The sequence below is a fragment of the Nostoc sp. NMS8 genome (assembly GCF_017115045.1).
Lineage (GTDB): Bacteria > Cyanobacteriota > Cyanobacteriia > Cyanobacteriales > Nostocaceae > Nostoc.
The window spans coordinates 156,783-182,512 of the sequence record NZ_JABXKK010000104.1; the positions used below are offsets into that span (position 1 = coordinate 156,783).

The window sequence follows — 25,730 nt, forward strand, 5'->3', positions numbered from 1 at the left end:
TTACCTAGTTACTGTAAGTTAAGACTTTTGATTTCTCGTCAGGTGGCTTCTCCATTTATATCGCTCAGGCGATCGCCCCAAGGTAATCGCAGTTTTACCATAGCCCCTTCAATTCCTATCTATGGAACTCTTATCACAAGTTCTTGTTCTGGAACCAACCTCCCAAGTTCTTGGCAAGGAACCCATTGTTCCCTTTGCTATTTTGTTGGTGGTTATCTTAGTTATACCCATCATGTTTGAGCGGCTAAGATTACCAGGATTAGTGGGTTTGGTTTTCTCAGGGCTAGTACTTGGGCCTTCAGGTTGGAATCTATTTCAGCCTGACTCACCAATGATTAACCTACTATCAGACATTGGGTTAATTTATTTCCTGTTTGTCGCTGGGCTAGAAATCGATCTCGAAAAGTTCCGCCTGCGAAAAAGTCGCGCCTTGGGGTTTGCTAGCTTGACTTTCAGTGTACCTCTAGTAATGGGAACCTCACTAGGGCTAGTTTTCGGCTATGGCTGGAATACTTCAATTTTAATTGGCTCTTTATTCGCTTCCTATACCCTTTTGGCATATCCGATAATCAGCCGTTTAGGAGTGGTAAACAACGAAGCTGTTACTGTCACCATTGGAGCAACAATTTTTACAGATATTGGCGCAGTGCTGATATTAGCCTTGACTGTAGCGATCGCTCATGCTGGGGAATTTAGCTTTGCTAAACTACTTACCTTGTCGGGTTGGTTAACTATTTACTCTGTGGCCGTTGTGACTGGCTTTGATTGGGCCGGCAAAGAATTTTTTAAGCGGTCTGGAGACGATGAAGGAAACAAGTTTTTGTTTGTGTTGCTTTCTGTGTTTCTAGCGGCTGTGGGCGCTCAATTAATTGGGGTAGAAAAAATTGTTGGTGCTTTTTTAGCGGGTTTAGCGGTGAATGAAGCTGTGGGTGCAGGCCCAGTCAAAGAAAAGGTGGTATTTATTGGCAGTGTGCTGTTCATTCCGATTTTCTTTGTTGACCTTGGGTTACTGATCGATCTACCCGCATTGGGGAACAACCTAGATACACTCAAGTTAACCCTGTTAATGATAGTTGGTTTGATTGTCAGTAAATTGATTGCGGCTTTGTTGACAAAACTGGTTTACCGCTACAAGTGGCAAGAAATACTAACGATGTGGTCGCTATCACTTCCCCAGGTTGGTACAACCTTAGCAGCAACGTTAGTGGGATATCGGGCTGGATTGCTGCCACTAGTAGTATTACACAGTGTCATTGTTTTAATGCTTGTGACCTCAACCTTGGGGCCGTTGCTGACCAGTCGAATAGCTGTTGGTTTAAATTCTTCACCAGCCGAAGATCCAACACCACCCCTACCTGACCAAAATACACTAGAGACAGATAGCGCTTTTACTATAGTTGTACCTGTATATAATCCTCAGACTCAGCAGTATTTAATTGAAATGGCGGCGTTATTAGCGCGTCAGTCTCAGGGGAAAATTATACCGCTAGCGATCGCTAATGCTGCTGCTCAGATGGATGCACCGCAGTTAGAAACATCTCTACAACGGAGTGAGTGGTTATTGACCAAAGCTACTGCACAAAGTCGAGCTTTGGGTGTAGCCGCAGAACCAGTACTGCGAATTGATGATGCCTTTGCTCAAGGAATTAGCAGAGCAGCTCGCGAACAAAAGGCTAGTTTAATTGTTATGGGTTGGGGTAAACGGACTGGGTTACGAGCGCGTTTATTTGGGAATGTGATTGATGGCGTGCTTTGGGCATCCCATTGTCCAGTAGCGGTGACACGTCTAGTAGAATCACCGAAAAAAATTCAGCGCATTCTAGTACCAATAGAAAATTTAACAGCGCCAACATTACAGCCAGTACAATTTGCCCAGATGCTAGCAGAAGCAAATCAGAGCCATATTACTGTGCTGAATGTGTGCGATCGCCGCACTAGTTCCAGTAAAATCGCTTGGAGGCGATCGCACCTTTCCCTATTGGTATCAAAATTGGCTTTGGCCAATACCCCAGAAATTCAAATCATCGCTCACGAAAATGTTGCCCAAGCAATTTTGCAGGCAGCACGGTTATATGATTTAGTAGTTTTACCTTTTATACGTAATCGTACCAGTCCTGGAGGGTTAGCCATTAGCGATGTCACAACCCAGTTAGCCAGACAACTCACTTGCTCCATAGTCATGCTTGGAGAACCGCAACGTACTCAAACTAATGTAATAACTTCTAATACAGCTACCAGCATTACATCTGCTGTATAATATCAGCTATAATTCAGTCCACTTGAGTGACTTGGGGTGTAAACCCACTCTCGACTAACTTCTATCCAACTAAAAACATAAGTAACCTTAAAAACACTTTATTTTGTTGAAGATTTGATGAAGCTCTACAAAAAAAACAACAATTTTCCAACAATATTTGTTACTTTGCTAATTAAATTCGTCAAGATTCAGGTAGAAATATCACAAAATTACATCCCTAAAAAAAATAGGTAAGTTCAACCACACTTTTTGATTGAACTTTGTTCTTTTTATTTGTTTTGTATTTTTGTACCCAAGCTGGGTAATCTAAAAGTAAGTGCAATAGCTACTGAAAATATTTGTAAGTAACTGGGAAACTATGAGAATTTTGGTAACGGGCGGTGCTGGGTTTATTGGTTCCCATCTCATCGACCGACTAATGGCTGCTGGGCATGAATTAATATGCTTAGATAATTTTTACACTGGTCACAAACGCAACATTCTTAAATGGTTAGGTAATCCGTACTTTGAACTAATTCGCCACGACATAACCGAACCAATTCGCTTAGAAGTGGATCAAATTTATCATTTAGCTTGTCCAGCTTCACCGGTACATTACCAGTACAACCCAGTTAAAACCGTTAAAACTAACGTGATCGGAACACTGAATATGTTGGGACTGGCAAAACGCGTAAAAGCGAGGTTTTTCTTAGCTTCAACTAGTGAAGTATACGGAGATCCAGAAGTTCATCCCCAGACTGAAGAGTATAGAGGTAGCGTCAATCCCATTGGGATACGTTCATGCTACGACGAAGGTAAAAGAATTGCTGAGACTTTAGCATTTGATTACTATAGGCAAAATAAAGTTGATATTCGAGTTGTGCGGATATTCAATACCTACGGGCCAAGAATGTTAGAAAATGATGGTCGGGTGGTAAGCAATTTTATCGTTCAAGCCTTGCGGGGTAATCCTTTAACCGTATACGGTGATGGTTCGCAAACTCGTAGCTTCTGCTACGTTTCCGATTTGGTAGAAGGATTCATCCGCCTCATGAATAGCGACTACATTGGCCCAGTTAACTTGGGCAATCCTGGTGAATACACGATTTTACAATTAGCACAAACCGTGCAAAATATGATCAATCCAGACGCGCAAATAAAGTTCGAGGCATTACCTTCGGACGATCCCCGGCGGCGTCAGCCTGATATCACAAAGGCAAAAACTTGGTTAAATTGGGAACCTACCATTCCTCTGCAAGACGGGTTAAAACTGACAATAGAAGATTTTCGCGATCGCATTCAAAGCGATGTCAATAATTCAACCATCTGAGTGGCCGCTAGCGTCACTCTGAATTTTCATGCAGGCTCACCCTCAATAACTAATATCCTTAGTGGCTGAGTTGACTGCCAGTTTATAAGTGTCAAATTGAGAACTTCTTTTTGAAAACTAAGCCCAAAAAAGTGAGGAGTTAAAAAATGCGTGTTTGCGTGATTGGTACTGGTTACGTTGGTTTGGTTACAGGTGCTTGCTTGGCTCACATTGGGCATGATGTAATTTGCGTAGATAACAACGAAGAAAAAGTTAAGTTAATGAAGTCTGGGCAGTCTCCCATTTTTGAGCCGGGACTCTCAGAAATTATGCAGTCTGCCATTCAAACAGAGAAAATTCATTTTACTAGCGATCTTGCTGCTGGAGTTTCCCACGGCGAAATTCTGTTTATTGCTGTGGGAACACCACCTTTACCTACAGGTGAAAGTGATACTCGTTACGTCGAAGCTGTAGCCCGTGGGATTGGCGAAAATCTCAATGGTGGTTATAAAGTCATAGTGAATAAATCTACAGTACCCATTGGCTCAGGTGATTGGGTACGGATGCTTGTTCTAGATGGTGTTGCAGAGCGGCAGAAAACACTGATACCCGCAGGTGGAGTGCCGAGTGATGAGAAATTACCTGAATTTGTAGCCGAGTTTGATATAGTCAGCAATCCAGAGTTTCTGCGCGAAGGTTCGGCAGTTCACGACACCTTCAACCCCGATCGCATTGTACTAGGAGGCAATAGTCAAAGGGCAGTAGCCTTAATGCAACAACTTTATGCCCCAATTGTGGAACGCAAGTACGCTGAAGATCAATCTTTACCCCCTGTGCCGATTTTGGCAACAGACCTAAGTTCGGCGGAAATGATTAAATACGCCGCTAATGCTTTTTTAGCCACTAAGATTAGTTTTATTAACGAAGTTGCTAATATTTGCGATCGCGTCGGTGCTGATGTCACCCAAGTAGCCAAAGGTATCGGTCTAGACTCCCGCATTGGTAATAAGTTTTTACAAGCTGGTATTGGTTGGGGTGGTTCTTGTTTTCCCAAAGATGTCTCCGCTCTGATTCACACTGCTGATGATTATGGTTATGAAGCCCAGCTACTGAAATCTGCTGTCAGTGTCAACGAACGTCAGCGATTGATTGCTTTAGAAAAACTCCAACAAGTTCTAAAAATTCTCAAAGGCAAAACAGTCGGACTACTCGGACTGACCTTCAAGCCAGATACCGACGACTTGCGTGACGCTCCAGCCCTCATCCTAATTGAGCAGCTAAACCGACTAGGAGCCAAAGTCAAAGCCTTTGACCCCATTATTTCCCAAACAGGTATGCGTCATGGTCTTTCTGGGGTATTAGTAGAAACCGATGCCGAAAGACTTGCTGATGGCTGCGATGCTTTGGTACTCGTCACCGAATGGCAGCAGTTCAGCACTCTCGACTATGTGAAGATGGCAAAATTGATGGCACACCCCGTTATCATCGATGGTCGTAACTTCCTCGATCCTGAAACACTTATACGCGCTGGATTCCAATATGTAGGCGTAGGAAGATAAAAATTTAGGAATTAGGAGTTAGGAATAATCAATAACTTCTAACTCCGTTCAAAATTTAAAGATTTACAGTACCGTCTAGAATGATCTAGGCGGTATTTAATTTGTATAAAGCTTCACGCAAAGCTGCTCAGAAAAACTTTACTTTTTTGCGTGACAAGATGATATCAACTGCTATGTGGAATACGTTCAATTTCAGCATATCCACTGAAAATAAGTTTTTGACCTTCAGTTTCTAATCGGTTGAGCCGCATTTTCACTCCATCAAGGTCAAAACGATCGAGATCAACCATATTATCTAAAATTTCTACCAGTGCCACACTCAAGGTTTGTGAGATTTCCCGTTGTGCTTCTGGCACTTGGTCAAGCTGGATGTTTGGATCTTTGAAAGAAACTCGCCGCCGCCTTTCAATGCCTATAGCTAGGATCATGCTCAGGGGTACAAGTTCGCCATTGTTTAAATCGGCTTTTGCTACAAGCTGCAACCGATTTTCTGGCAATAGCTGTATCTGAACATCCGTAAAGGAGACTGGTTCGCCGCCAGATAATGCTGTCAGTGATGGTACGGTGAGGTTAAGCAGGCGCTTTTTCACCAGTTCCGCGTTAAAGGCTTGGTTGATGCCTGCTTCTGATAATATGACTTGAGCGATCGCTTGAGTAGGTTGCTTGAGACTGAGTTTGCCACTTAAAACCGACCCGAAGTCAATAGCCACCGCATCAGTTTCAAAAGACATCTCCTCAACTGCGAAATCTTTCCGAATTACCAAGCCACGACCGCTCATTTTGAAGCTATCAATGCTGCCTTGCAACAGTTTGCTGGAGGGGTAGCAGCGCACAGAGACTTCTACTGACTCGCTTTGCGTAAACAAGTGGCGAATCGTTTGGCTGGCGACCGTGTTGAGCATCCGCTCTCCCCAATCTGTGCCTTTAGGATTTTGTAAACCAGTAAGTCCGCCGAACATGTGGTTTTTAGTCTCTAGAAGTTCTTTGTACTTTTGTAACAAACTGTGAAGAATACAGCAAGCGATCCCGTGATTAATTGTGCTGATGGATAGGAGTTAGATGGCTGATGGTTGATAAAATAATGTATAAAATATCACTATCCATCAAGGTACTTAAGGAAGTAAACACAGGTCAAACACATTCTGTTTAGGAATGTAAACGGGAAATGCAGCAGAAGTATGGCATTTCTAGTGAGGAAATCTGAATCAGATATTGGCATTGATATAGAATTTCTGCAAGAAAAGTTATCAATAACTTATTGGTGGGAATACTTGAATTAAGACATCAGACAGCTTCTCACCACTGCTAACTATGACACAGCTAAATCTAGCCTAGCTGATTACCTAAAAGCGGTTTGTGCTGAAGCTGTCATAGCTACAGTTTCCAAATAACATACTAAAACCATGAAAGCTACTCAAACCAACTTTCTCAATTTCTTAGAAGGTAATAAGCAATTAATTATCCCTATCTATCAGCGTCCTTATAGTTGGACGATTACCCAATGCCAGCAGCTATAGAATGATATTTTGCGTGCTGCTAATGACAATGAGATTTCAGGGCATTTCATTGGCTCATTAGTTTACTGCTGTTAGATACTGTGTATCTAACAGCAGTAATACCTAAATTATTAGTTATTGATGGTCAGTAACGGTTGACAACTCTTTCATTACTACTCTCTGTTTTAAGTAAAGCTATTAAAGCAAGCAATGAAGAAATTGATATTAGTTCTGAAGCACTAGAGGATTTTTATCTTTTTAAACTCGCTACCGCTACACTAACGTAATTCGTAATTGAGTTTTTTAACATCACATCAGATTTGCAATAGGTTCGATTGTCATACAACTTGTATGACAAACGTAATAGACCTCCTACCTCGTCAACAACTTCCGCCGCAGATTATCCAACGCTGCATTCGCGCTCACATAACGAATTAAAGTTCGACCTCGCGTTGCACCAAACTGATACTCAAAACTTGCCACTTCATCCTTTGGCCCAGCTAAACCAACGTAAACTAAACCCACTGGCTTAGTATCTGTCCCTCCAGTTGGACCAGCAATTCCAGTGATACTTAATCCCCAAGTGGTTGCAAGACGGGTTTTTACTCCGACTGCCATTTGCTCTGCAACGATCGCACTTACCGCCCCAAATTTATCTAAATCTTCCTGGTTAACCCCCAATAGCCTAACCTTCACCGAATTGTCATAAGAAATTACTCCACCCCAAAAGTAATCAGAACTGCCTGAAATATCGGTCAACATTTGCCCTAAACCGCCACCAGTGCAAGATTCTGCCACCGAAAGCGTTTCTTTTGATGCCCGCAATAACTCACCGACAACGGAAGCAAGAGTATCACTATTAACGCCGTAAAAATCCAGTCCGGCAATTTCTTTAAGTTGTTTCTCAATGGGCGCAATTATTTCTTCTGCGGCTGCTTCAGAAGTGGCTTTAGCAGAAACTCGCAATCTTACTTCCCCCTTACCTGCATAAGGGGCTACTGTGGGATTTGGCAACTTCAAATAGGAAGCAACTTTTTCCGCCAAAGCCGATTCACCAATACCCCAAAATTTTAAACTCCGACTGTGAATAATTTCTTTACCCCAACCTTGACTTTTGAGAAATGGCACGGCTGTTTCTTCCCACATCGGATGCATTTCACTGGGAACACCGGGAAAAGTAAAAATTGTGATTTCTGGACGAGGTTGCCAAATAATACCGGGTGCTGTTCCAGTGGGGTTGGGGAGAATTTCTGCACCTTCGGGAATCAAAGCTTGCTTGCGGTTACTTGGTGACATCACCCGGCCACGTTGGGCGAATTTTTGGGTTATGTCTTCGATAATGTCAGAACGTTCTACCAACGGGACTTTAAAAAAATCGGCGATGGTTTCGCAGGTAAGATCATCTGGTGTCGGGCCGAGTCCACCAGTGAAAATGAGAATTTGCGCTCTAGAAATAGCAATTTCTATGACTTGCTTCAACCGTTCTGGATTATCCCCAACCACTGTTTGATAGTAATGGGGAATACCTAGCTGCGCTAATTGTTGCGCCAAAAATTGAGCATTGCCGTTGAGGATATCTCCTAGCAATAGTTCAGTACCAACACAAATAATTTCTGCACTCATTGGATTGGGAAAAGGGAGTAGGGAGTATGAGATGAGAGAGTAGGGGAGGCAAGGGAGACAAGAACTTGATTATTAACCAATGCCCAATTCCCCATGCCCCATGCCAATTATGCTAGTGCTGGTACAGGAATTTCCAGGTGAGGATATAGGGGGAAGCGATCGCACAATGCCGCTACCCGTTGCCGACAATCTTGGGTTACTACCTCGGAATCTGGAGAAAGCAGGCGATCGCTAATAATATTTGCAATCTCGGTAAATTCTACTACTCCTAACCCCCGCGTGGTCATTGCTGGCGAACCTAATCTCAGACCACTGGTAACAAATGGCGATTGCGGGTCAAAGGGAATAGTATTCTTGTTAGCAGTAATATTTACAGTACTAACTAGCTTATCTGCCTGCTTCCCAGTTAGATTTACAGAGCGTAAATCTACCAATATTAAATGATTATCAGTGCCATTAGACACTAACTTTAAACCACGGTTTTGTAGTTGTTCTGCTAAAGCATGAGCATTTTCAATCACTTGGGCAGAATAAGTTTTAAACTCAGGCTTGAGGACTTCTCCAAAAGCTACTGCTTTACCAGCAATGACGTGTTCCAATGGCCCGCCTTGGCTGCCAGGAAAAACAGATTTATCTAGCTTTTTACCTAATTCTGCGTCGCCAGTCAAGATTAAACCTCCTCTAGGGCCGCGTAGAGTCTTGTGTGTAGTTGTTGTTACCACATGACAGTGAGGAATGGGATCGGGATGAAGACCACTAGCAACTAAACCAGCAATGTGAGCAATATCGGCAAGTAAGTAAGCACCGATTTCATCAGCAATACTACGGAACTTTTCAAAATCAATTACACGTGGATAAGCCGAATAACCACAAATCAAGAGCTTAGGACGCTCCCTCAGCGCCAGCTCCCGAATTTGGTCATAGTCAAGTTGTTCTGTTTGTTGACTAACACCGTAGTGGCTAACTTGGAACCACTTACCTGAGAAATTTACAGGGGAACCGTGGGTAAGATGTCCCCCATGAGACAAATCCATCCCCATAATTTTGTCCCCTGGTTCCAGTAGCGAGAGGAACACTGCAAAATTGGCTTGTGCGCCAGAATGGGGTTGCACATTCGCATGAGCAGCACCAAATATCTGTTTAGCGCGATTGATCGCTAGTTGCTCGATTTTATCGATAAACTCACAACCGCCATAGTAGCGTTTACCAGGTAATCCCTCGGCATATTTATTCGTCAGTACCGTACCTTGAGCCGCTAGTACAGCAGGGGAGGTAAAGTTTTCGCTAGCAATCAACTCCAAGTGGTCTCGCTGACGCTGTAGTTCGTCATTGATTAACCCCGCGATCGCCGGATCGGTGGAGGTAAGAAAGTCTGAATTAGTCCTAGTCACTTCAATTATCCTTATGGAAACTTGTACAACGGCTGATTTTAGTTGGACGCAGCACCTAAATAACAGTCAAGAGCAATGGTTTTGACTGCTGTCCAGAGGCGATTAATCGTCTCCGTAGTATCGAGGTTTATTTGTGCCAACTTATTTATTATTAGACCCAAGCTCGATTAATGCATTAATTATCATAACGTTGCTTGTTAAAATCCTCACCTTGCTGCGTGTTGTGAGGTCGTTATACAGTGTTTTTGATGAATCAGTGTGAAATAATGCTTACTGCGATCGCTCTTCTGTGAGATAGGGGGAAAGGCGATCGCTTCAGTTGAATGTGCCATAAGAAGCGGCACGATAGCACTTTCCGATCACATCGCCCACAAAGGGGATGGAAACTTTGAAAGATTGGTATTAGACTTGACTGACTCTAGTTTATTTCCGCTCACATCGACCCAAAAGGGGATGGAAACATTTTTCCGTTCTCCAGATTTTGTTGACTTTCTACTTTCCAATCGCATCGCCCCGAAAGAGGATGAAAACGAATTTTAATCTGCTTCTGGAGATTAAAACTAATCTAAGACACTATTACCCTACTTAATCATTTGTGAACAACAAGATCCCCGACAACTTTTATGAAGTCGGGGATCTGCGGGTTGCAATTCTCACAAATCAAAAAATCAAATAGGGTTAATATAGCGACTTTGATAGTAAGCCAAAATCTGGTTAACTCGTTGCCGACTTTCTAAACCAGAATTTGCTGTCCACGAGAGGCTCAAACCACCAATTTGACTTTGATTGTAATCAAACTGCTGGGATGACTGGGGAATTAAATCCACTTCTACACCTTCGACTTGACGTAAATGCGCTGCTATTTCTCTATAGACAGCTAAAGGCAAACCAGCAAATTCAATTTTTTCCTTAGTTCCCATCTTTATGAAGCTCCCACTTTAAAAGAATTTGGGAGGGGCGGTATCACTGAAACAGGATTGCCAGTAGCAGATGCAGCTGACGGCGCTGAGTTTACGGCCCCTTCCCCTACCATTTTGGCAACTTCAATACCAAATTGTTCCAAAATCACGATGGGGTTGTAGCCCTGATTCATTTCAATACGTTTAATCAGTACGCCATTTGCTAATCGCTGTCCCGCCTGTACATAGCGACTTGTCGGCTCATCAGGTACTTTGATAATCGCCTGTGGTTCCTTATTAATTAGAATTACACCAGTCACAACTACTGCTCTTGCTAACTCAGGTTGTGCTGGCGGTGGCAATACAGAAACTAAAGTAGGGTTGGCGACAACTTGAGGCAAAACCTTAGGTAAGACTGAAGTCAAGGTAGAATTGACTTTTTTTGGTACAGATTTCTGTGGATTTAAAGCTATGTTGCGTGTTGGAAGTTTTGGTTTTACTACCAATGCAGTAGGTAGCTTAGGCAACACGGGAACTGGTCTGCCAGATGTTTGAGACATTCCGGGAGTCGTCTGCCCGAAAAGTTGTGCAAAAGGATCGCTCCGATCTTTTGATGCCGCAAATTCTCGTAGCCTCTCTGTAGCATTAGTGGATTGAATCAAGCTAGCAGATGCAGGATTAACTTGTGAAACCTGTTTGGCAGATATCACTGGATTCTTAAAGGATTGAGCCGCTGGTGGCGACTTTTTTGCTATTTTGGGAATTGGCGCAGGATTGATAGCTTGTTGTTGTGTATCTTCAGAAGCACACCCAGCGATCGCCAAAGTTAGAATAGCTGCAATTGTAATTTTTGAAGTTCTGCCCATGAGCTGTTCTCAAAAGCCATTAGAAAATTTAAAACTGGAAATCAACATGCCTTAAATTTATATCCAAGGCAAAGTATCTTCCCTTTATAACCTAATTTTTTACATTTCAAGGGTTGTTTTTAGCACTGCCTACTCAAGGTAACTGCGGTTAACTTTATTTGCAGTTAATCCTCTACCACACCCATAAGCTCTTTCATCAAATCCAGTCCTTTCTTGACTCTACGGGAAACCGTAACTACACTGATCCCCAAATGTTCTGCAACTTGTTTTTGTGTCAAATCTTGCAAAAACACACATTCCAATACATCACGGGTGCGTTTTTCTAGTTGAACCAATGCTTGTTGCAGGCGGAGTTGGTCTTCTTGTGCGAGTTGAAAGCTGCGATAGTGAGGATCTGGAACCAATTCTCCTAAGCAAGTAGAACCTTCTTCTCCATCTTGGATTGGCACATCAAGGCTCAAGGGAGCGCGATTGATCCATGCTAATTTAATTTCTTGCCATTCATTTGGAGAAATTTCTAGTGCTGCTGCTAGTTCCGAGTCGCTTGGTTGACGATTGTGTTTTTCACGCCAAGAACGTGATACTCCTATTGCTTGCTGTTGCAGCGCTAACCATCTCCGAGGAATTCGCACGGTGACACCTTTATCTCGGAGATAGTGTTGAATTTCACCTCGAATATAAGGAAGAGCGTAGGAACTGAAGGCATGTCCCTTAGAAATTTCAAATCTTTCAATAGCCCTGATTAAACCCAAACATCCAACCTGGAGCAAATCATCGTAGGTTTCATGACATTGATTTGTCCAGTAGTGAGCTTCTTTTCTCACAAGTCCAAAATTGAGTTTTACGAGTTGATTGCGAACATTTTCTGACGGAGATTGCTGATATTCTCGCAACAACTGCCAAATTTCGTGCTTTAGTTCATTGGTGACTGTCGTAGGCATAGCACCGGGTTTATTGAGCAAATAAAGAATAAATTATTCACTTTTAAATTCAGCTGCGATCGCACGATATCAAAGACAATATCGCACTATGTTTGCTAGCAAATACTATGGTAGATAATAAAGATTTTCTATCAAGATTCCATAGCTTACTTGACTAATCGGGCAAAATTTAAATGGGCGAAATCGCTATTTAATTGGTTGTTTATCTTTGGTGTGACCTGTAGTTTTTTTTTAGAACTACATAGGAATAAAATATAAAATTAATCACTAAATCTCAAACCGAGATTGTACTTAACTTGAATTAATTAATGATGAAGTTAATTTAGAGAAATAAAACAACAGGAGTTGGACTTTTGTTTGATAAGCAAAAGTTAAATTTACAGTAGAATTACGTGCCTATTTAACTAAGATTCATCCAATAATTAAAAACTACTAATAATTTCAAAAAATACTATGTATATTTACGTAAGATCACAAAAAAAAGGGCATATTACCCTTTTTTGTACTTAAGTCTATAGTTTTTTAATGAAAGGAAAAAGGTTAAAGGGATAAATCAAGTGACCCACAAGATTGAGGGATCAAAATTTTCCCAATTAGCCAGGGCTATTTTGCCCACAAATTTGCTCGGCTTTAACTTTTTCCCGTCTTTGTAAAAAACCTATCTACCCTCCTGAAAATAGAGGGTAAATAAGTTAACTTTTGCGATCAAGTCTGATACTTACAGAATTTTCGTTCTGAGTGCCAGTTAGTTGCCTGACTTCCAAGGGTTTAGCTACGAGTCGGTTCAACTCGTCCATAAAATAGACCGCGAATCTTGACTTCTTTAGGTTCGCCAGCACCTAAATCTGTATCAGATGGCTGTTCGCTCTCGAAAGTACCAGCAATCTCACCGCTAGAACTGTCTATTTTCGCGATTTGCAGAGAAATCTTGCCATTGAGATTTTCAGCACGCTTGACGTTAGTGCGGGTAAGTTCTTCATCATCTGCTTGAGCAGGGAGTGCTACGGCATTATCGTAGCCACTAACGACACCACGACCTTTGGGATCTAAGAAAGCAGCACCACGATAGGAAGGAACTTTGAAGCTACCTTCAAAGTCCGTAGAGGTGTTAATACTGGTCAAACTGGGTTGGGTTTGAGCAACCAAGTTTTTGATGGTGAAGAGGAAAGGTACTCGCTCACCACCAGGAAGCTGCACAGTAATGGCTTGGAAGTCAAGACCATCAGTTTCGGTAAAGGTCAGGCTATTATCTGTGTTGATTTTTAGATTACCTTGCACTTGGTCAATGGTGGAAGTGTATCTAGTCAACAATTTGCCAGCAACAAATTCTGCTTCTTGGCGTTTGTTAGCAGGTTCTTCTTTGATGAAGAAGCTAGTAGGTTCCAAGCAAAGTTCTTTGATGGCGTAAGACTGGCTAGAATCAATGGGAATGGAACCACGGCTTGTTTCTGCTAGTTGGGGGCATTTGTTAGCCAAGCCAGTGCCGCGAATTTGATCGTAAGTGAGTACATCTCTACCACTACTACTAGCAGGAGCATCACTACAAGCAGTTATTAGTCCCAGGCACAAAGCCAAAAATGCAACAATTAAAGCGCGATACCTCATGGTCAACCTCAATCTCAAAAATTAATATCTAAGTTGTAAAACTGCATCGAAGCTTTGATCTCTGATGAGAAGCCGCTACTCTGCGAAAAGCTACCTTTGTTCGGACATGGCTTTGCTCTGATTAAGAGAGTTGAAGCAAGTGTCCGAGTGTTTAGGTTGTCAACCGCTGCTCAAACTTTTCTCTGCTAAACGTAGTTAAACGTGTCGCTCTCTTGAGCTTGGGGTGTAAACCCCAGACTAAGCACACTGCATCAATTTTGGATGTGTGCCACTATAGGAGCAAAAAACCAGCAGTTTTACTGTTGGTGGCATTTGTTAGAGTTGGGCGGGTGGATGAGTAAGCCTCACACAGAGCAGCATAAATGCTTACCTCGAAGAGTGCGAACAGGGGAGTTTGCTTCGCAACTTTGCTTTTGCTGATGGCAAAAGCGGCGTCGCCCAAGTCTTTTTGTATCATGTATGTGACGCCACTACATACAGCCCATAGTTTGATGGGTAAATCAGCCAGATCATACGATTTTTTTTAACTCAAAATCAAAGTTCTCAAAATCCAAGAAAGTCTCGTTCCGATCGCACCTAGCTACTGTGGAGGCTATGCTGGAGGGGATTACGCTCTTTTAGGAGCGATCGCAATTGCTTCTAATAAAGATACAAATCTAGTTATATTCACCCCTGAGTCGGGCAAGTGAGGGGACAAACTAGGGAAAATTAATAAATCTCCGGTAAATTTGAGTTGACCTCATTTACACGGAAAGGTGGCATGAACGATCAGAAAAATATTGAATTAGAGAAGTTGTCCGCTAAAGTGCAAGCGATCGCAACTGTGGTATATGATGCCGTTCAAGATTGCCAAGGCGATACTGTAGCTCTTTTGGCTTTGCTGCGCCAATTGGAGCAATTACACCGAGAAATCCGAGATGGAATTTTTCAAGAGAGTTTACCTGTTAACCGTCGGCAACTCTACTCACTGCTGAAAGATATTGAGTCTGAGGGTGGCTGGCCTTACATTGAGCGGATGAGACTACAAGCCTTTTTAGCGAATTTGCCACAAGAGACTCTCGAAGAAAATAGCCACGAAGTTTTAGAGAGCGATCGCTCCTTTAGCTAATTAGCTCGAAATTTATTTCTAGCTCTGAATTAATAACTCCGATCGCCTCATCAACCGCTAAACCAAGAGCGGTTGCTCATTGAGGCTTTAATCTAATTCGTAATTAAGAGACTTCCAAATATAAAAATATCCAATTAAATCTTGTGGGGTGGGCATCTTGCCCGCCATATAGACTAGGCGGGCAAGATGCCCACCCCACAATATTGGAAATTTATTTCTTGGAGTTCCCTAAAAAGGGTTTTTACGGGTTATACCATCACAAAGAAGGCGATCGCGCTCCTCAAGGTTGCGGTTGTGCTTCAGGTAATCACCCACCCAGTTGCAACCACGAACCAGCAGATCGTCGAGGTGTAAATTCCACAGAATTATTGTGTTGTCATCACTAGCCGATGCTAATGTTTGACCATCTGGGCTAAAGCTAACACTTAACACCGGAGCGCGATGCCCATTAAGACTTTTAATTAATTTGCCATCACGGCTCCATAGTTTCACTGTACTGTCCCAACTGGCCGCGGCGAGCAATTCACCATTGGGACTGAAAGTCACAGCATTGACGCTATCGCTGTACCCCTTTAATAAGGTTTTTAACAACGTGCCATCCCGTCGCCACAGTTTCACAGTGTTATCCCAGCTAGCAGAAGCCAGTAACTCGTCAGTGGGACTAAAACTGACACCCAATACCCAACTGTCATGGGGTGAGAAAGTTTTAAGCAAAGTGCCATCCCGCCGCCAAAGTTTCACAGTTTGATCGTCACTGGCAGAGGCTAAAACTTGACCATCAGGGCTGAAATTGACGTTATTTACCCAACCCAGATGCCCTACTAAAGTTTTGAGCAACTTGCCCTTACGGTTCCAAAGCTTTACTGTTTTATCTTTGCTAGCTGATGCCAAAAACTGACCATCAGGGCTGAAACTCACGCTCATCACACTATCGTTATGTCCGTGGAGAGTCATGATTAAAGTACCGTCAAGCCGCCAAAGTTTCACAGTTTTGTCATAACTTCCTGAAGCCAGCATTTCACCTTCGGGGTCAAAACTGACACTAGGGACTTTATTTGTGTGTCCTACCAAAGTTTTGTAAAGTCGGGTTTTCACTTCGCCTCTACTGGTGTAGCGTTGCCAAAGTTTGACAGTGCGATCGCTACTACCAGAAGCTAGCATCTGACCGCTGGGACTCCAAGCAACGCTCAAAACTCGATCCTGATGGCCTTGAAGAATAGATGGTGTTGGAGGCTCTAAACTCCATAGCTTCACGCTTTTATCGAAACTTCCTGAAGCCAGCAATTTGTTATTTGGACTGAAAGCGATGCTGACAACGGCATCGCTGTGTCCTTTGAAGGTTTTGAGTAAAGTACCAGTGATATTCCAGAGGTTTATGGTATTGTCTTCACCTGCGGAAGCTAACTTTTTGCTATCGGAACTAAAGCTCAAACTCCACACTGTACTGATATGCTGCCGTAAAGTTTTGTAAAGACGAAAGTCAAAACCGTCTTTAGTGTTGTTACTTTCCCTGAGCCAAAGTTTCACTGTCTTATCTCGACCCGTTGATGCCAAAAATTTACCATCCGGGCTGAAAACAGCTACAATCACACCCTGCTGATGTCCCTGCAAAGTTGTAACGAGGCTACCGTCGCGTCGCCAGATTTTCACTGTCTTGTCGTCGCTGGCTGAGGCGATGAATTGACCATCAGGACTGAAGTTTACCCAGTTAACCCACCCCTGATGTCCCCTCAGTATTTTTACTAAGCTACCGTCTTTGCGCCAGAGTTTTACAGTTTTATCCTTACTGCCAGTAGCTAACAACTCGCCATCAGGACTGAAATTAACGCTATAAACCCAATCTCCGTATCCTTTCAGGGTTTTATATGGCTTGGGGTCAAATTTACCTGTAACCGGGTTTTTGTGCCAGATTTGCACTGTTTTGTCAAGGCTGGCGGAGGCTAGGGTTTGACCATCAGGGCTGAAACTTAGACAGGTAACAGCATCAGTGTGACCTTTGAGGGTTTGCACTAAGGTACCGTCAGGACGCCAAACTTTCACCGTCTGATCTCGGCTGCCTGATGCTAGCAACTGACCATCTGGGCTAAAAGTTACTCCCCAGACAATATCAGTGTGCCCTTCTAGGCGGTTAACCTCCGTTACTCCATAAACTGCCTGTTGCAGGGCTGTCACCACCCGCATTCGGGTATCTGGCTGCACAACCTCTGCCTGTTTAAGTCCTCTCCAAGCTCGCAAACTTTCTAATAGAGCATCAAATTCTTTATTAGACGCAAACAAAGCTTCGCTAGCAGCAGTGATAGCACTAATTTTCAAGTTGGTTTCACTGCGTTCAGCTCGTAAAGTTTGGCGGATTGCTGCTCTTTTTTGCAAGTCGGCTTGCCACCATAATCCTGCTATTGTTCCCCCCATGATTGCCAGGATTGCACCTGATATCCGTGCTTCCCTCAGTCGCCGTTGTAACACCAAATTGAGTTGGTTTTGACTAAGTTGTTGGGCTACTTCAGCTCTAGTTTTTTCAAGTTTAATTTTTTCTAATTCGGCGAGCATACCATAATTGTTCTTTTGGCGAATTGGTTCAACTAAATAATCGTGAACCAACTGGTAGCGATCGCCTAATTCTTCTCTGACTCGCAACACCAAGCCGGAACCCACTAATATTTCTAAAATCAGTTCCCTAACTTTGTCAAAGCTTGATATTGTATCTATATCCTGATTATTAACTAATGCGGATGCCAAATCAGCTTTAGTTCTTAACGGTCGTGTCCCCTTTTCATCAGTTAACTCAAATAATAATTTCCAACTTAACTCTTCATTCTCTTGACCACAGTCTTTGATAACTTCCCCAAGCCAGCGTTCTACTAATTTTGTCGAGCCACCGCAAAGCTTATATTGTCCAAGTGTGGTAATGTTTTCTATTTGTAGTTGAGCGCCGACTATTTGCAATTCAATTGGATGTACTTCGTCTAATTCTCCTGTCAAATCCTGCACTAATCGGTTAATTAATTCTTCACTCAGTTCATAATGTGAACGCTGAGTCAGACTGTGAATTATGGATTTGGCATCTTGGCTAGAAAATTTTCCTAAGTAGTAGCGAATGTCTTTATCGAGAATATTTTTATTAATTATGCCTAAATCATATAATCCATTACTATTTTTATGACTCAAACGTTCAAATTCTAATAAGTGATGTAAGTAATCTTCTCTTAGTGAAAGAATAATTTTTACGAAGGAAATATTTAAACATTCACTAAAAAATTTGTAAAATTCTATTCTTTGCGTGGGAGGATTACTAACAAAGAAAAATTCTTCAAACTGGTCTAATATAATAACTATAGTATAATTACGCTCCGATGCTAACCGAATTTTTTCTAGTATTATGGTGGGTGTAGAGTTAAGACTAAGCGATATTTCTGTATATGCTAGGGCTTGGTTGATACTGCTGATTAAGATTGCGATCCAATCAGTATAAACAGATAAAGCAATCGGTATAGGAATGCGTTCACCAATGACTTTTCCTTTAAGTGCTGGGACTAAACCAGCTTTGAGAATTGAACTTTTTCCTACACCTGATGGGCCATAAATTACTGTGAGTTTGTAGTCAGCACGGGCAATTCTTTCAATTAATCGATTAACATCTTGTTGCCGTCCAGAAGCAGATATTTCTTGAGCAATTTCTTCAGGGATAAATGGTATTTTATGAGGTTCTAGGACTGGGTTAATTATCGGGCGTTGTGGCTGTAATTGACTTGCCCCGATGAAGGCTCGAAAGCCATACTGATGTTCTATTTTAATTTTTTCTTGCTTTAGCTTAAAGGCTTCTGTATAGTCATGACGCTCAAAAAAGTAAAGCGATCGCAGTTCCTCTAAAATCTCTAAGTAAAGTGATGGCTGATGTTGTAACTCACAAACTACCCTCGCCCATTCCAAATTATTGATAGCCTCTTCCCACTCACCCAAATGCCGCTGTGTACGTGCTAGCAAGAGAAGATACCAACTTTCTTGTCGGCGTTTTCGCAAAGCGTCTCGCAGAGAAACTTCTGTTGCTTCTTCGGAGATAGAAAGTGCTGTATTCGCTAATTCATGAGCTAGTACCCAATTCGACTCAGAAGCCGCCACATTTGCCAAAAAACCATAATTTTGAGCAATTTGTGCGGGAGTTCCATAAGTTTTATGTAAATGTAATGATTTTTGAGCTAATTCTTTTAAATCATCCCAGGCTTGTAAGCGTTGCAGCATTTCACAAGCAGGCAAAATAAATTTAGCAACTAAGTCTTCTCTTTGTACCTCCTGCAATAGTTCCAAGCATTGTTTAAACCACAACAGAGCATGTTCGCAATAGCTACTATTATTATTCTGGTATAAATCTGCCATTCGGTGATAACACAGCCCCAGGTGGAATAGTACTATTGCTTGCTTGAGTAAAGACGAGGGGGGCATAGGGTGAGGAGATGAGAGGGGGAAAGAAGAATTTCTATCCCCCTCTGCTACTGTGTTTGCTTCTTGCTGCCACAACACTAAGCTTGTTTGATAATTGACTAAAGCGCCATTAATTTGATCGTTGGCGTATTTATCTCGCCCCAATACGAATTCTAAACTAGCTTCTAATCCTAGTGTTAATCGAACGTTATACAGGCGCAGCAAATCATTACGGGCTGATTCTATTTCGTGGCGGTGTTGGGACTTGGGATCTAAATTTAGGAAGGCATTAGACAAAAATGTTTCAGCACCTGCTTCTAAAACTTTGGCAAATAGAGATTCTGCCTCTTGGTGGATCAAAGCAATTAAATCTGCTTTTGCCATTTCAAATTTAATAGTAGTTGCAGCCCAGCTTTTGAAATCAGGCGCTAATCTTGAAAGCAATGATGCAACTTCATCTTGTAGCCACAACACCACTGGAAATGGAAAAGTTGCAGCATAGATATCTCGTGCTTGGTTGATGCCTGTAAGTAAGTTTTCTAGGTGGATAATTGACTCAATCCCGAAAACCATAACAGCAGATGGCAAAGACTTTTTAGCAACGACAGAATTATCTAAAAATAGTCCTGAGACTATTGTGCTGTGTAAAGAAGTAGTTGAGGGATTGAGAACGATTTCTTTGATATTGATATCTTTGGTGAGAGAGCGAATATTCTCTAACATTTGCTCACGTAATCGCCCATAGTTACATCGAACTAAAATCAGGGCAAATTGACCTTCAGAAAGCGCGATCGCTCTAATCAGTCTTTGCAAAGTATGCTGATTTTCTTTGGTAGAGATGCGTAGCTGGTTCTCATTATCCATTGGTTATTGGGCATTGATGATTAGTTATTAGTTATTAGTCCAATGACAAATGACAAATGACAATTAACTAATGACAATTGACTAACCCGGCACTGTTACTTGTTTTGTTGCCAAGCCAAAACTTTTTCTGTTTCTGCCAAGGCTGGACTGATGCCAAACCAGCGCCCTACCGGATCGCGATATTCAAACAGATACATGCTTCGTAGTAAGCTCTGATAGTCAGATTCACCTTTAACTCTCTGTTGCTGCACTACTTCAAACAATAATTCCCACTGGGATTCATCAATAGCTAATAGCAGATCGTCGCGGTAGTCCTTAATTACGGCTTCTAAGCATTCTCTAGAAAAAGGCGGATCTTGTCGTTGCAGGCAGCTATAAAGTAAACCCAATAAGTTACGAATGTGACCACCGCTAACGCGACAGATACGATCTAAAGTTTGGGGCTGATCGAATAATTCTGTAACTAATAGAAACCTTTCATTCAAAGGAACTTCTGGAAAAGCTCTTGCTAGAACTAACTGGCGCACTAGTGACATCCCTGGTTCGTAGTCACTGCCATCTCTTTGCCGCACTAATACCATCGGTAGGACTTTTGGCGCAATCCCTCCCCCTAGGCGATTTTTTAGTGTCTCATACTCATTGGAGAAGATTAATGTTAGGGGAATTGTATAAACTAGGTGGCATTTAAGTCGGCGTAGCTGTTCGCCTCGATCGATGAAGAGATATTCTGGTTGCGATCGCCCCGATGCTAAGGGGCGCATATCCACTCGATCCAAATTATCTACAATTACTACTAATCCTTTTTGCCCCCTTAGCTTTAGCTGTTCAACAGCCTTTTCTAAAATTTCTTCGTTAATCGCTTGCAAAATACTATTGGTACGTGGTTCCAGATATTGCCTCAGTTGATTCCGCATCTGGGTGCTATCTTTGGTTTTGGCGGTAATTTTGGCAATACCCAAAGACAACTCTGCTTGTCCAGAAAGCTCTATGGGGCTTTGCAAAAAATCGCCTACTTCTTTAAATAAATTGGTAAAGTAACCAGGTTTAAGTTTGATGCTAATTCCTTCTAAACTGGCACTGACTTGACGCGCTACACTCAGCAAAATATCGCTGATATCTATATCCGCCATATCTAAGTCTTGACTGGACTCAAAATAAACCACATGAAATCCCGCCAATTCGAGTTCTGTCCTGAGGCGCTGCAATTCCGTTGACTTACCACAACCAATATGACCTGTAAATAACTGGCAGGTTGGCTCATCAGGGGAAATCCTAACGATAGTCCGTTGCAATTCTTCGACAATCTTGCAACCACGTACATCAGCAAAATCTATGTAATACTGCTGGTCTAGTATGTTACTTATATTTAGCGTGTAACTGGGGTTACATGCTTTATAAAAACGTGACAAATTTAACGTCGTTTTCATGTATGTAAAGGTGTATGTAGATGCAGCTTTAGTTGTATTTTTTATACTAATAATCCAATCCGGAATGTAGGCATAGGATTGATTTACAAGTTGGTCGTGTCTTGCAAGGAACAGAACTTGTACAGGATTACTGTCAGTAGTATGGTAGAGATTTGATTGACCCTAATAGCCTTAAGCATATCTGTCCTTTTTAGACCTGGTGCTGAGGTTTTGACAATCTCTTGCTTTTGTTTGATCGGATAAAAAACTGTATGGCTTAGGAAGTGAGTAAAAAAAACTACAAAGTTTCATGGTTCTCAGTTTGGATAACTGACGAGGATGACTGGTATGAATTATAGCAAGGTATACAGAGATTCAGAAATACTTGTCTATCACTTCACAATCTATTTGTCAAGGAAACAAAAGCCCACACATCTCAATTAAGATTTTGTAATCTTTAGGGAAAAATCTTCAAAAATAACTTGTCAAAAAGACTACAGTCAGTTAAAAATGGACACCGGAAACTTTAATAGGACTAATAACTAGCGCCATAATCTTTGTGTAGTTACTGTAAAGTGTTACTAAAAATAAAAAAGTCTTGAGGAGAACAGCTAATAGATGCCAACAGTGTTTACTGAAATTAATAATGATACGAGCGTGTCAAGGAATTTAGATTGCAACCAGAAAGGGGTGTGAATGGCTGGCATAATATCAGTTTCCCGCACGGATCTAGCCCAGCGTCGTCAGAAATTGCGTCGGCAGCGGCAAATGAAAATTATTCAGGCTATTTGGCGAACCTTTGCCATTACTGGTTTGGCGGGTGGATTGCTGTGGGTGGCAGTCCAACCAGTGTGGATGCTCAAGGCTCCCAAACAAATAGTGATGAAATCAGGCAATAAATTACTATCGGATCAAACAACTCAGTCATTGTTGGTGCTGTCATACCCCCAGTCTTTGTGGCGGATTGAACCGTCAGCGATCGCTAACTCTTTGAAAAAACAACCAACTATTGCTCAAGCGATCGTCAGACGCCGCCTGTTTCCTCCTGGATTAATCATCGAAATTCAAGAACGAGTGCCTGTCGCAGTGACTCAAACACGTGGCAACAACAAAGTAATAATCGGCTTACTAGATGCCAGTGGGGCCTGGATGCCTTTAGAAAAATACACATCACTCAATCCCACTAAGAAATTACCCAATCTCAGAGTCATTGGCTCGCCAAAACAATACTGCTCCTATTGGACTCAACTCCATGAAGCTGTGAGCCGGAGTCCGGTAAAAGTAATGGAAATTAATTGCCAAAATCCAACGAATTTAATTTTGAAAACAGAACTAGGAAATGTGCATCTCGGCGTTCCAGGCCCCCAATTGTCTGAACAAATTAAGGTACTCGCCCAAATGCGCCCTCTAGCAACAAAATTCAATTCCGGCCAAATAGAGTATATTGATCTGAAAAATCCCGAATATCCATTAGTACAGATGAACCAAAAAGACCAGAAATTAACTCCCAAAATTCCTAAAAACATTTAACGTGTTTAATGTATTGATCACTCTTAGTAAATTAAGAAGCTTTATGCTGATAAATATATTTATTATTTTCAGTTTTCTAGTAAACCGCACGAAAATCGGCATTAACTTCTAATTAAAATGAGAAGATCAATCATAAAATCTCCATTGCGAGTAAAAGACCCTCAACTGTTACCCTAATATCTAAATAGTAGGGTACAAGATGTCAGACAATCTAATGATGGTCTATGGCGTACAAAATGCCTTCTGCCCATACCCTCTTTGACAAAACCTAGTGCGGAAAAGAGAAAAATGCTTGAGTTTTCCATTAAGATTCAGACTCGCTTTTCTGAGGGCACTGATGGGAACGGTATTGAGGACTGGGGACTGGGTACTAAAAATTGGGGACTAGAGAAAAGTTTTCTTAATACCCAATCCTCAGTACCCAATCCATTTGAATCTGTCACGAAAAATGCCGCCCAAAATTGCGTAAGCATTGCTTCTGGGTAATAAGCTTGGACTACTTCGTGCCGTAATTCTTAATTGGGTAACGAAACCTCTTAGAAAATCTTGATTTGTTGACCGTGCCAGTTTTGGATTTTGGATTTTGGATTTCAGGATCAATCCAAAATCCAAAATCTAAAATCCAAAATTTTTTGACTGCACTAGTGAGGGTTCTCATCAGATAGACTACTGCTCCAACAAAGTGTCCATTAAGACCCCCCAAACAACAAGTTAATCAGGTATAGTCTGACAAGTAAATTACTTGCTCAGTTTAGCCTTAAAAGTAAGTAGAAGGTAAATTTTGTGTCTAAAGTTGCAATTATACCCAATGGTGAAACCTATTAACAATATTATTATTGAGGCAGAGAAAATACCCTGTAGTGTGTCTTTACAAGTTATGCCCTCCGCTGAGAATAACGAAGAGATTAATGTCTGGTTGAAGTTAGACAGGTCACTTTTAGATAAATATAGGTATACTTCTCTAGAATTGGCTGTGCGATCGGCTGCCTTAAAAGCTTATCCCATAGCAAATTTTCGCGCTGCCAATTCTGTTAGGCTTGGCAGTAGTGAAAACAATAAAGAACAATGCCATAGTATTGTGGCACTGTCAAACTAAAGTTGACTCTGAGGTGAATAACACCTGAAAAAGTCGTTTATCTACCCTTTCACAAATCCAATGACACTTGATAATAACCAAGGACTTAACTATAAAAATTCCCAATCTACGGGACAGCCGGGGTTTTCTCTGGCAGTTAACTCAACTAACCCCTTTAATAATTCTGGGATGAACTTCGGACAAAATCACGACAATAAGAAGATTTTTACGGAAAATAGCCGAATTGGCGAGATTGTTCCTGGTCGGGTCGCCAACATCAAAGTGATTGGTGTCGGTGGTGGTGGTGGCAATGCTGTTAACCGCATGATCGAGTCTGATGTATCTGGGGTAGAATTTTGGTCGATTAACACTGATGCTCAAGCTCTTACCTTAGCTGGCGCTCCCAGTCGATTGCAAATTGGACAGAAGCTAACGCGGGGTTTAGGAGCGGGTGGTAATCCTGCCATCGGTCAAAAAGCAGCTGAAGAATCACGGGATGAGATTGCTACGGCTTTGGAGGGTGCAGACTTAGTATTTATCACTGCTGGTATGGGCGGTGGTACTGGGACGGGCGCAGCCCCGATTGTGGCAGAAGTAGCAAAAGAAATGGGCGCTTTGACTGTTGGTGTAGTCACACGTCCATTTGTTTTTGAAGGTCGCCGTCGTACTAGCCAAGCAGAACAAGGTATTGAAGGGCTAAAAAGTAGAGTAGATACACTGATCATTATCCCCAACAACAAATTGCTGGAAGTGATCCCTGAACAAACACCTGTGCAAGAAGCTTTTCGCTATGCAGATGATGTGCTGCGTCAAGGGGTACAAGGCATTTCTGATATCATCACGATCCCCGGTCTTGTAAACGTTGACTTTGCTGATGTCCGGGCTGTGATGGCAGATGCAGGATCGGCATTGATGGGAATTGGCGTGAGTTCTGGAAAATCTAGAGCTAGAGAAGCTGCGATCGCAGCTATTTCTTCACCATTACTAGAATGTTCTATTGAAGGTGCTAGAGGGGTTGTATTTAATATTACTGGTGGTACTGATCTCACCTTGCATGAAGTAAATGCTGCCGCAGAAGCAATTTATGAAGTAGTTGATCCCAACGCCAATATTATTTTTGGAGCTGTAATTGATGACAGACTTCAAGGTGAGGTGAGAATTACTGTAATTGCCACTGGGTTTACAGGTGAAGTGCAAGCTGCGGTACAACAAAGCGTGGCTAACGTTCGGGTAGCACCTAATACCTCGAAGCGACCAACAACCCCGCAATCCACAGTTAATCCCCCAACCTCAACACCAACTCCAACACCAACTCCAACTCCAGAACCAAAAGAAAAACCTGGATTGGATATACCTGATTTTCTGAGAAACCGACGTACACCAAAGAATTAAAAGATTTTGAATAC

Annotated in this window: 19 protein-coding genes; 8 read left to right on the plus strand and 11 right to left on the minus strand. The window is 42.1% G+C overall.

The genetic code is table 11. The features are described 5' to 3' along the window. Positions 1 to 121: 121 nt before the first annotated feature. The 3 genes from HWQ39_RS27200 (at position 122) to HWQ39_RS27210 (ending at position 5,104) form a co-directional block, all read left to right on the plus strand. Entirely contained in the window at positions 122 to 2,257 is a 2,136-nt protein-coding gene (locus tag HWQ39_RS27200) for a cation:proton antiporter (RefSeq protein ID WP_292852227.1), read from the plus strand. Between the two features lie 358 nt (positions 2,258 to 2,615). Beyond that, positions 2,616 to 3,566 carry a UDP-glucuronic acid decarboxylase family protein gene (locus HWQ39_RS27205; RefSeq protein ID WP_292852230.1) on the plus strand — a complete coding sequence of 317 codons (951 nt, stop codon included), beginning with the start codon at positions 2,616 to 2,618 and terminating at the stop codon, positions 3,564 to 3,566. Between the two features lie 146 nt (positions 3,567 to 3,712). Next, positions 3,713 to 5,104 (plus strand): UDP-glucose/GDP-mannose dehydrogenase family protein, encoded by a 1,392-nt coding sequence (locus HWQ39_RS27210; RefSeq protein ID WP_292852233.1) that lies wholly within the window; start codon positions 3,713 to 3,715, stop codon positions 5,102 to 5,104. Positions 5,105 to 5,268: 164 nt separating this feature from the next. On the opposite strand, the gene HWQ39_RS27215 is transcribed toward HWQ39_RS27210, so the two are convergent. The 9 genes from HWQ39_RS27215 to HWQ39_RS27255 all read right to left on the minus strand — a co-directional run bounded on the left by HWQ39_RS27215 (position 5,269) and on the right by HWQ39_RS27255 (position 14,382). Further along, positions 5,269 to 6,063, minus strand: a complete 795-nt coding sequence (locus HWQ39_RS27215) for a DUF2993 domain-containing protein (protein WP_292852340.1) — start codon at positions 6,061 to 6,063, stop codon at positions 5,269 to 5,271. A 909-nt stretch (positions 6,064 to 6,972) separates the two neighbouring features. Beyond that, positions 6,973 to 8,223 (minus strand): competence/damage-inducible protein A, encoded by a 1,251-nt coding sequence (locus tag HWQ39_RS27220; protein ID WP_292852236.1) that lies wholly within the window; start codon positions 8,221 to 8,223, stop codon positions 6,973 to 6,975. Positions 8,224 to 8,330: 107 nt separating this feature from the next. Beyond that, the gene (gene glyA, locus HWQ39_RS27225) at positions 8,331 to 9,614 is read right to left on the minus strand and encodes a serine hydroxymethyltransferase (RefSeq protein WP_292852239.1); all 1,284 of its coding nucleotides are present in this window, start codon (positions 9,612 to 9,614) and stop codon (positions 8,331 to 8,333) included. Between the two features lie 206 nt (positions 9,615 to 9,820). Beyond that, the gene (locus tag HWQ39_RS27230; RefSeq protein ID WP_292852241.1) at positions 9,821 to 9,946 is read right to left on the minus strand and encodes a hypothetical protein; all 126 of its coding nucleotides are present in this window, start codon (positions 9,944 to 9,946) and stop codon (positions 9,821 to 9,823) included. A gap of 336 nt (positions 9,947 to 10,282) precedes the next feature. Continuing rightward, complete coding sequence (locus HWQ39_RS27235; RefSeq protein WP_292852244.1) at positions 10,283 to 10,534, minus strand: hypothetical protein; 252 nt, start codon at positions 10,532 to 10,534, stop codon at positions 10,283 to 10,285. A 2-nt stretch (positions 10,535 to 10,536) separates the two neighbouring features. Then, positions 10,537 to 11,379, minus strand: a complete 843-nt coding sequence (locus tag HWQ39_RS27240; RefSeq protein ID WP_292852247.1) for a hypothetical protein — start codon at positions 11,377 to 11,379, stop codon at positions 10,537 to 10,539. Between the two features lie 164 nt (positions 11,380 to 11,543). Further along, a complete protein-coding gene (locus HWQ39_RS27245) occupies positions 11,544 to 12,320 on the minus strand; it encodes an RNA polymerase sigma factor SigF (protein ID WP_292852250.1) in 777 nt (258 codons plus the stop codon). A 768-nt stretch (positions 12,321 to 13,088) separates the two neighbouring features. Next, a complete protein-coding gene (locus HWQ39_RS27250; protein ID WP_292852254.1) occupies positions 13,089 to 13,925 on the minus strand; it encodes a photosystem II manganese-stabilizing polypeptide in 837 nt (278 codons plus the stop codon). A gap of 271 nt (positions 13,926 to 14,196) precedes the next feature. Next, the gene (locus HWQ39_RS27255) at positions 14,197 to 14,382 is read right to left on the minus strand and encodes a hypothetical protein (protein WP_292852256.1); all 186 of its coding nucleotides are present in this window, start codon (positions 14,380 to 14,382) and stop codon (positions 14,197 to 14,199) included. Between the two features lie 303 nt (positions 14,383 to 14,685). Here HWQ39_RS27255 and HWQ39_RS27260 point away from each other — a divergent pair, with 303 nt between their 5' ends. Beyond that, positions 14,686 to 15,033: a hypothetical protein gene (locus HWQ39_RS27260; RefSeq protein ID WP_292852259.1), complete on the plus strand. Its 348-nt coding sequence runs from the start codon at positions 14,686 to 14,688 to the stop codon at positions 15,031 to 15,033. A gap of 228 nt (positions 15,034 to 15,261) precedes the next feature. Here HWQ39_RS27260 and HWQ39_RS27265 read toward each other — a convergent pair whose 3' ends face one another. Together HWQ39_RS27265 and HWQ39_RS27270 are read right to left on the minus strand one after the other, a co-directional pair. Then, positions 15,262 to 20,313: a hypothetical protein gene (locus HWQ39_RS27265; RefSeq protein ID WP_292852262.1), complete on the minus strand. Its 5,052-nt coding sequence runs from the start codon at positions 20,311 to 20,313 to the stop codon at positions 15,262 to 15,264. A gap of 95 nt (positions 20,314 to 20,408) precedes the next feature. Further along, entirely contained in the window at positions 20,409 to 21,740 is a 1,332-nt protein-coding gene (locus tag HWQ39_RS27270) for a P-loop NTPase fold protein (protein WP_292852265.1), read from the minus strand. A 675-nt stretch (positions 21,741 to 22,415) separates the two neighbouring features. Here HWQ39_RS27270 and HWQ39_RS27275 point away from each other — a divergent pair. From HWQ39_RS27275 to ftsZ, 4 genes are all read left to right on the plus strand, one after another. Further along, entirely contained in the window at positions 22,416 to 23,249 is an 834-nt protein-coding gene (locus tag HWQ39_RS27275; protein WP_292852268.1) for an FtsQ-type POTRA domain-containing protein, read from the plus strand. Positions 23,250 to 23,537: 288 nt separating this feature from the next. Then, on the plus strand, positions 23,538 to 23,735 hold the full coding sequence (locus tag HWQ39_RS27280) for a hypothetical protein (protein ID WP_292852271.1): 198 nt from the start codon (positions 23,538 to 23,540) through the stop codon (positions 23,733 to 23,735). A 322-nt stretch (positions 23,736 to 24,057) separates the two neighbouring features. Beyond that, entirely contained in the window at positions 24,058 to 24,345 is a 288-nt protein-coding gene (locus HWQ39_RS27285) for a hypothetical protein (RefSeq protein WP_292852274.1), read from the plus strand. 60 nt (positions 24,346 to 24,405) lie between these two features. Beyond that, positions 24,406 to 25,716 carry a cell division protein FtsZ gene (gene ftsZ, locus HWQ39_RS27290; protein WP_292852277.1) on the plus strand — a complete coding sequence of 437 codons (1,311 nt, stop codon included), beginning with the start codon at positions 24,406 to 24,408 and terminating at the stop codon, positions 25,714 to 25,716. The last annotated feature ends 14 nt before the right edge of the window (positions 25,717 to 25,730 follow it).

Coding starts and splice junctions, on each gene's coding strand:
- HWQ39_RS27210 (WP_292852233.1), top strand. CDS start 3,713: ATGCGTGTTTGCGTGATTGGTACTGGTTACGTTGGTTTGGTTACAGGT.
- HWQ39_RS27265 (WP_292852262.1), bottom strand. CDS start 20,313: ATGGATAATGAGAACCAGCTACGCATCTCTACCAAAGAAAATCAGCAT.
- ftsZ (WP_292852277.1), top strand. CDS start 24,406: ATGACACTTGATAATAACCAAGGACTTAACTATAAAAATTCCCAATCT.
- HWQ39_RS27285 (WP_292852274.1), top strand. CDS start 24,058: ATGGTGAAACCTATTAACAATATTATTATTGAGGCAGAGAAAATACCC.
- HWQ39_RS27275 (WP_292852268.1), top strand. CDS start 22,416: ATGGCTGGCATAATATCAGTTTCCCGCACGGATCTAGCCCAGCGTCGT.
- HWQ39_RS27215 (WP_292852340.1), bottom strand. CDS start 6,063: ATGTTCGGCGGACTTACTGGTTTACAAAATCCTAAAGGCACAGATTGG.
- HWQ39_RS27240 (WP_292852247.1), bottom strand. CDS start 11,379: ATGGGCAGAACTTCAAAAATTACAATTGCAGCTATTCTAACTTTGGCG.
- HWQ39_RS27235 (WP_292852244.1), bottom strand. CDS start 10,534: ATGGGAACTAAGGAAAAAATTGAATTTGCTGGTTTGCCTTTAGCTGTC.
- HWQ39_RS27245 (WP_292852250.1), bottom strand. CDS start 12,320: ATGCCTACGACAGTCACCAATGAACTAAAGCACGAAATTTGGCAGTTG.
- HWQ39_RS27230 (WP_292852241.1), bottom strand. CDS start 9,946: ATGGCACATTCAACTGAAGCGATCGCCTTTCCCCCTATCTCACAGAAG.
- HWQ39_RS27205 (WP_292852230.1), top strand. CDS start 2,616: ATGAGAATTTTGGTAACGGGCGGTGCTGGGTTTATTGGTTCCCATCTC.
- HWQ39_RS27255 (WP_292852256.1), bottom strand. CDS start 14,382: ATGATACAAAAAGACTTGGGCGACGCCGCTTTTGCCATCAGCAAAAGC.
- HWQ39_RS27250 (WP_292852254.1), bottom strand. CDS start 13,925: ATGAGGTATCGCGCTTTAATTGTTGCATTTTTGGCTTTGTGCCTGGGA.
- HWQ39_RS27260 (WP_292852259.1), top strand. CDS start 14,686: ATGAACGATCAGAAAAATATTGAATTAGAGAAGTTGTCCGCTAAAGTG.
- HWQ39_RS27220 (WP_292852236.1), bottom strand. CDS start 8,223: ATGAGTGCAGAAATTATTTGTGTTGGTACTGAACTATTGCTAGGAGAT.
- HWQ39_RS27280 (WP_292852271.1), top strand. CDS start 23,538: ATGCTTGAGTTTTCCATTAAGATTCAGACTCGCTTTTCTGAGGGCACT.
- HWQ39_RS27270 (WP_292852265.1), bottom strand. CDS start 21,740: ATGAAAACGACGTTAAATTTGTCACGTTTTTATAAAGCATGTAACCCC.
- HWQ39_RS27200 (WP_292852227.1), top strand. CDS start 122: ATGGAACTCTTATCACAAGTTCTTGTTCTGGAACCAACCTCCCAAGTT.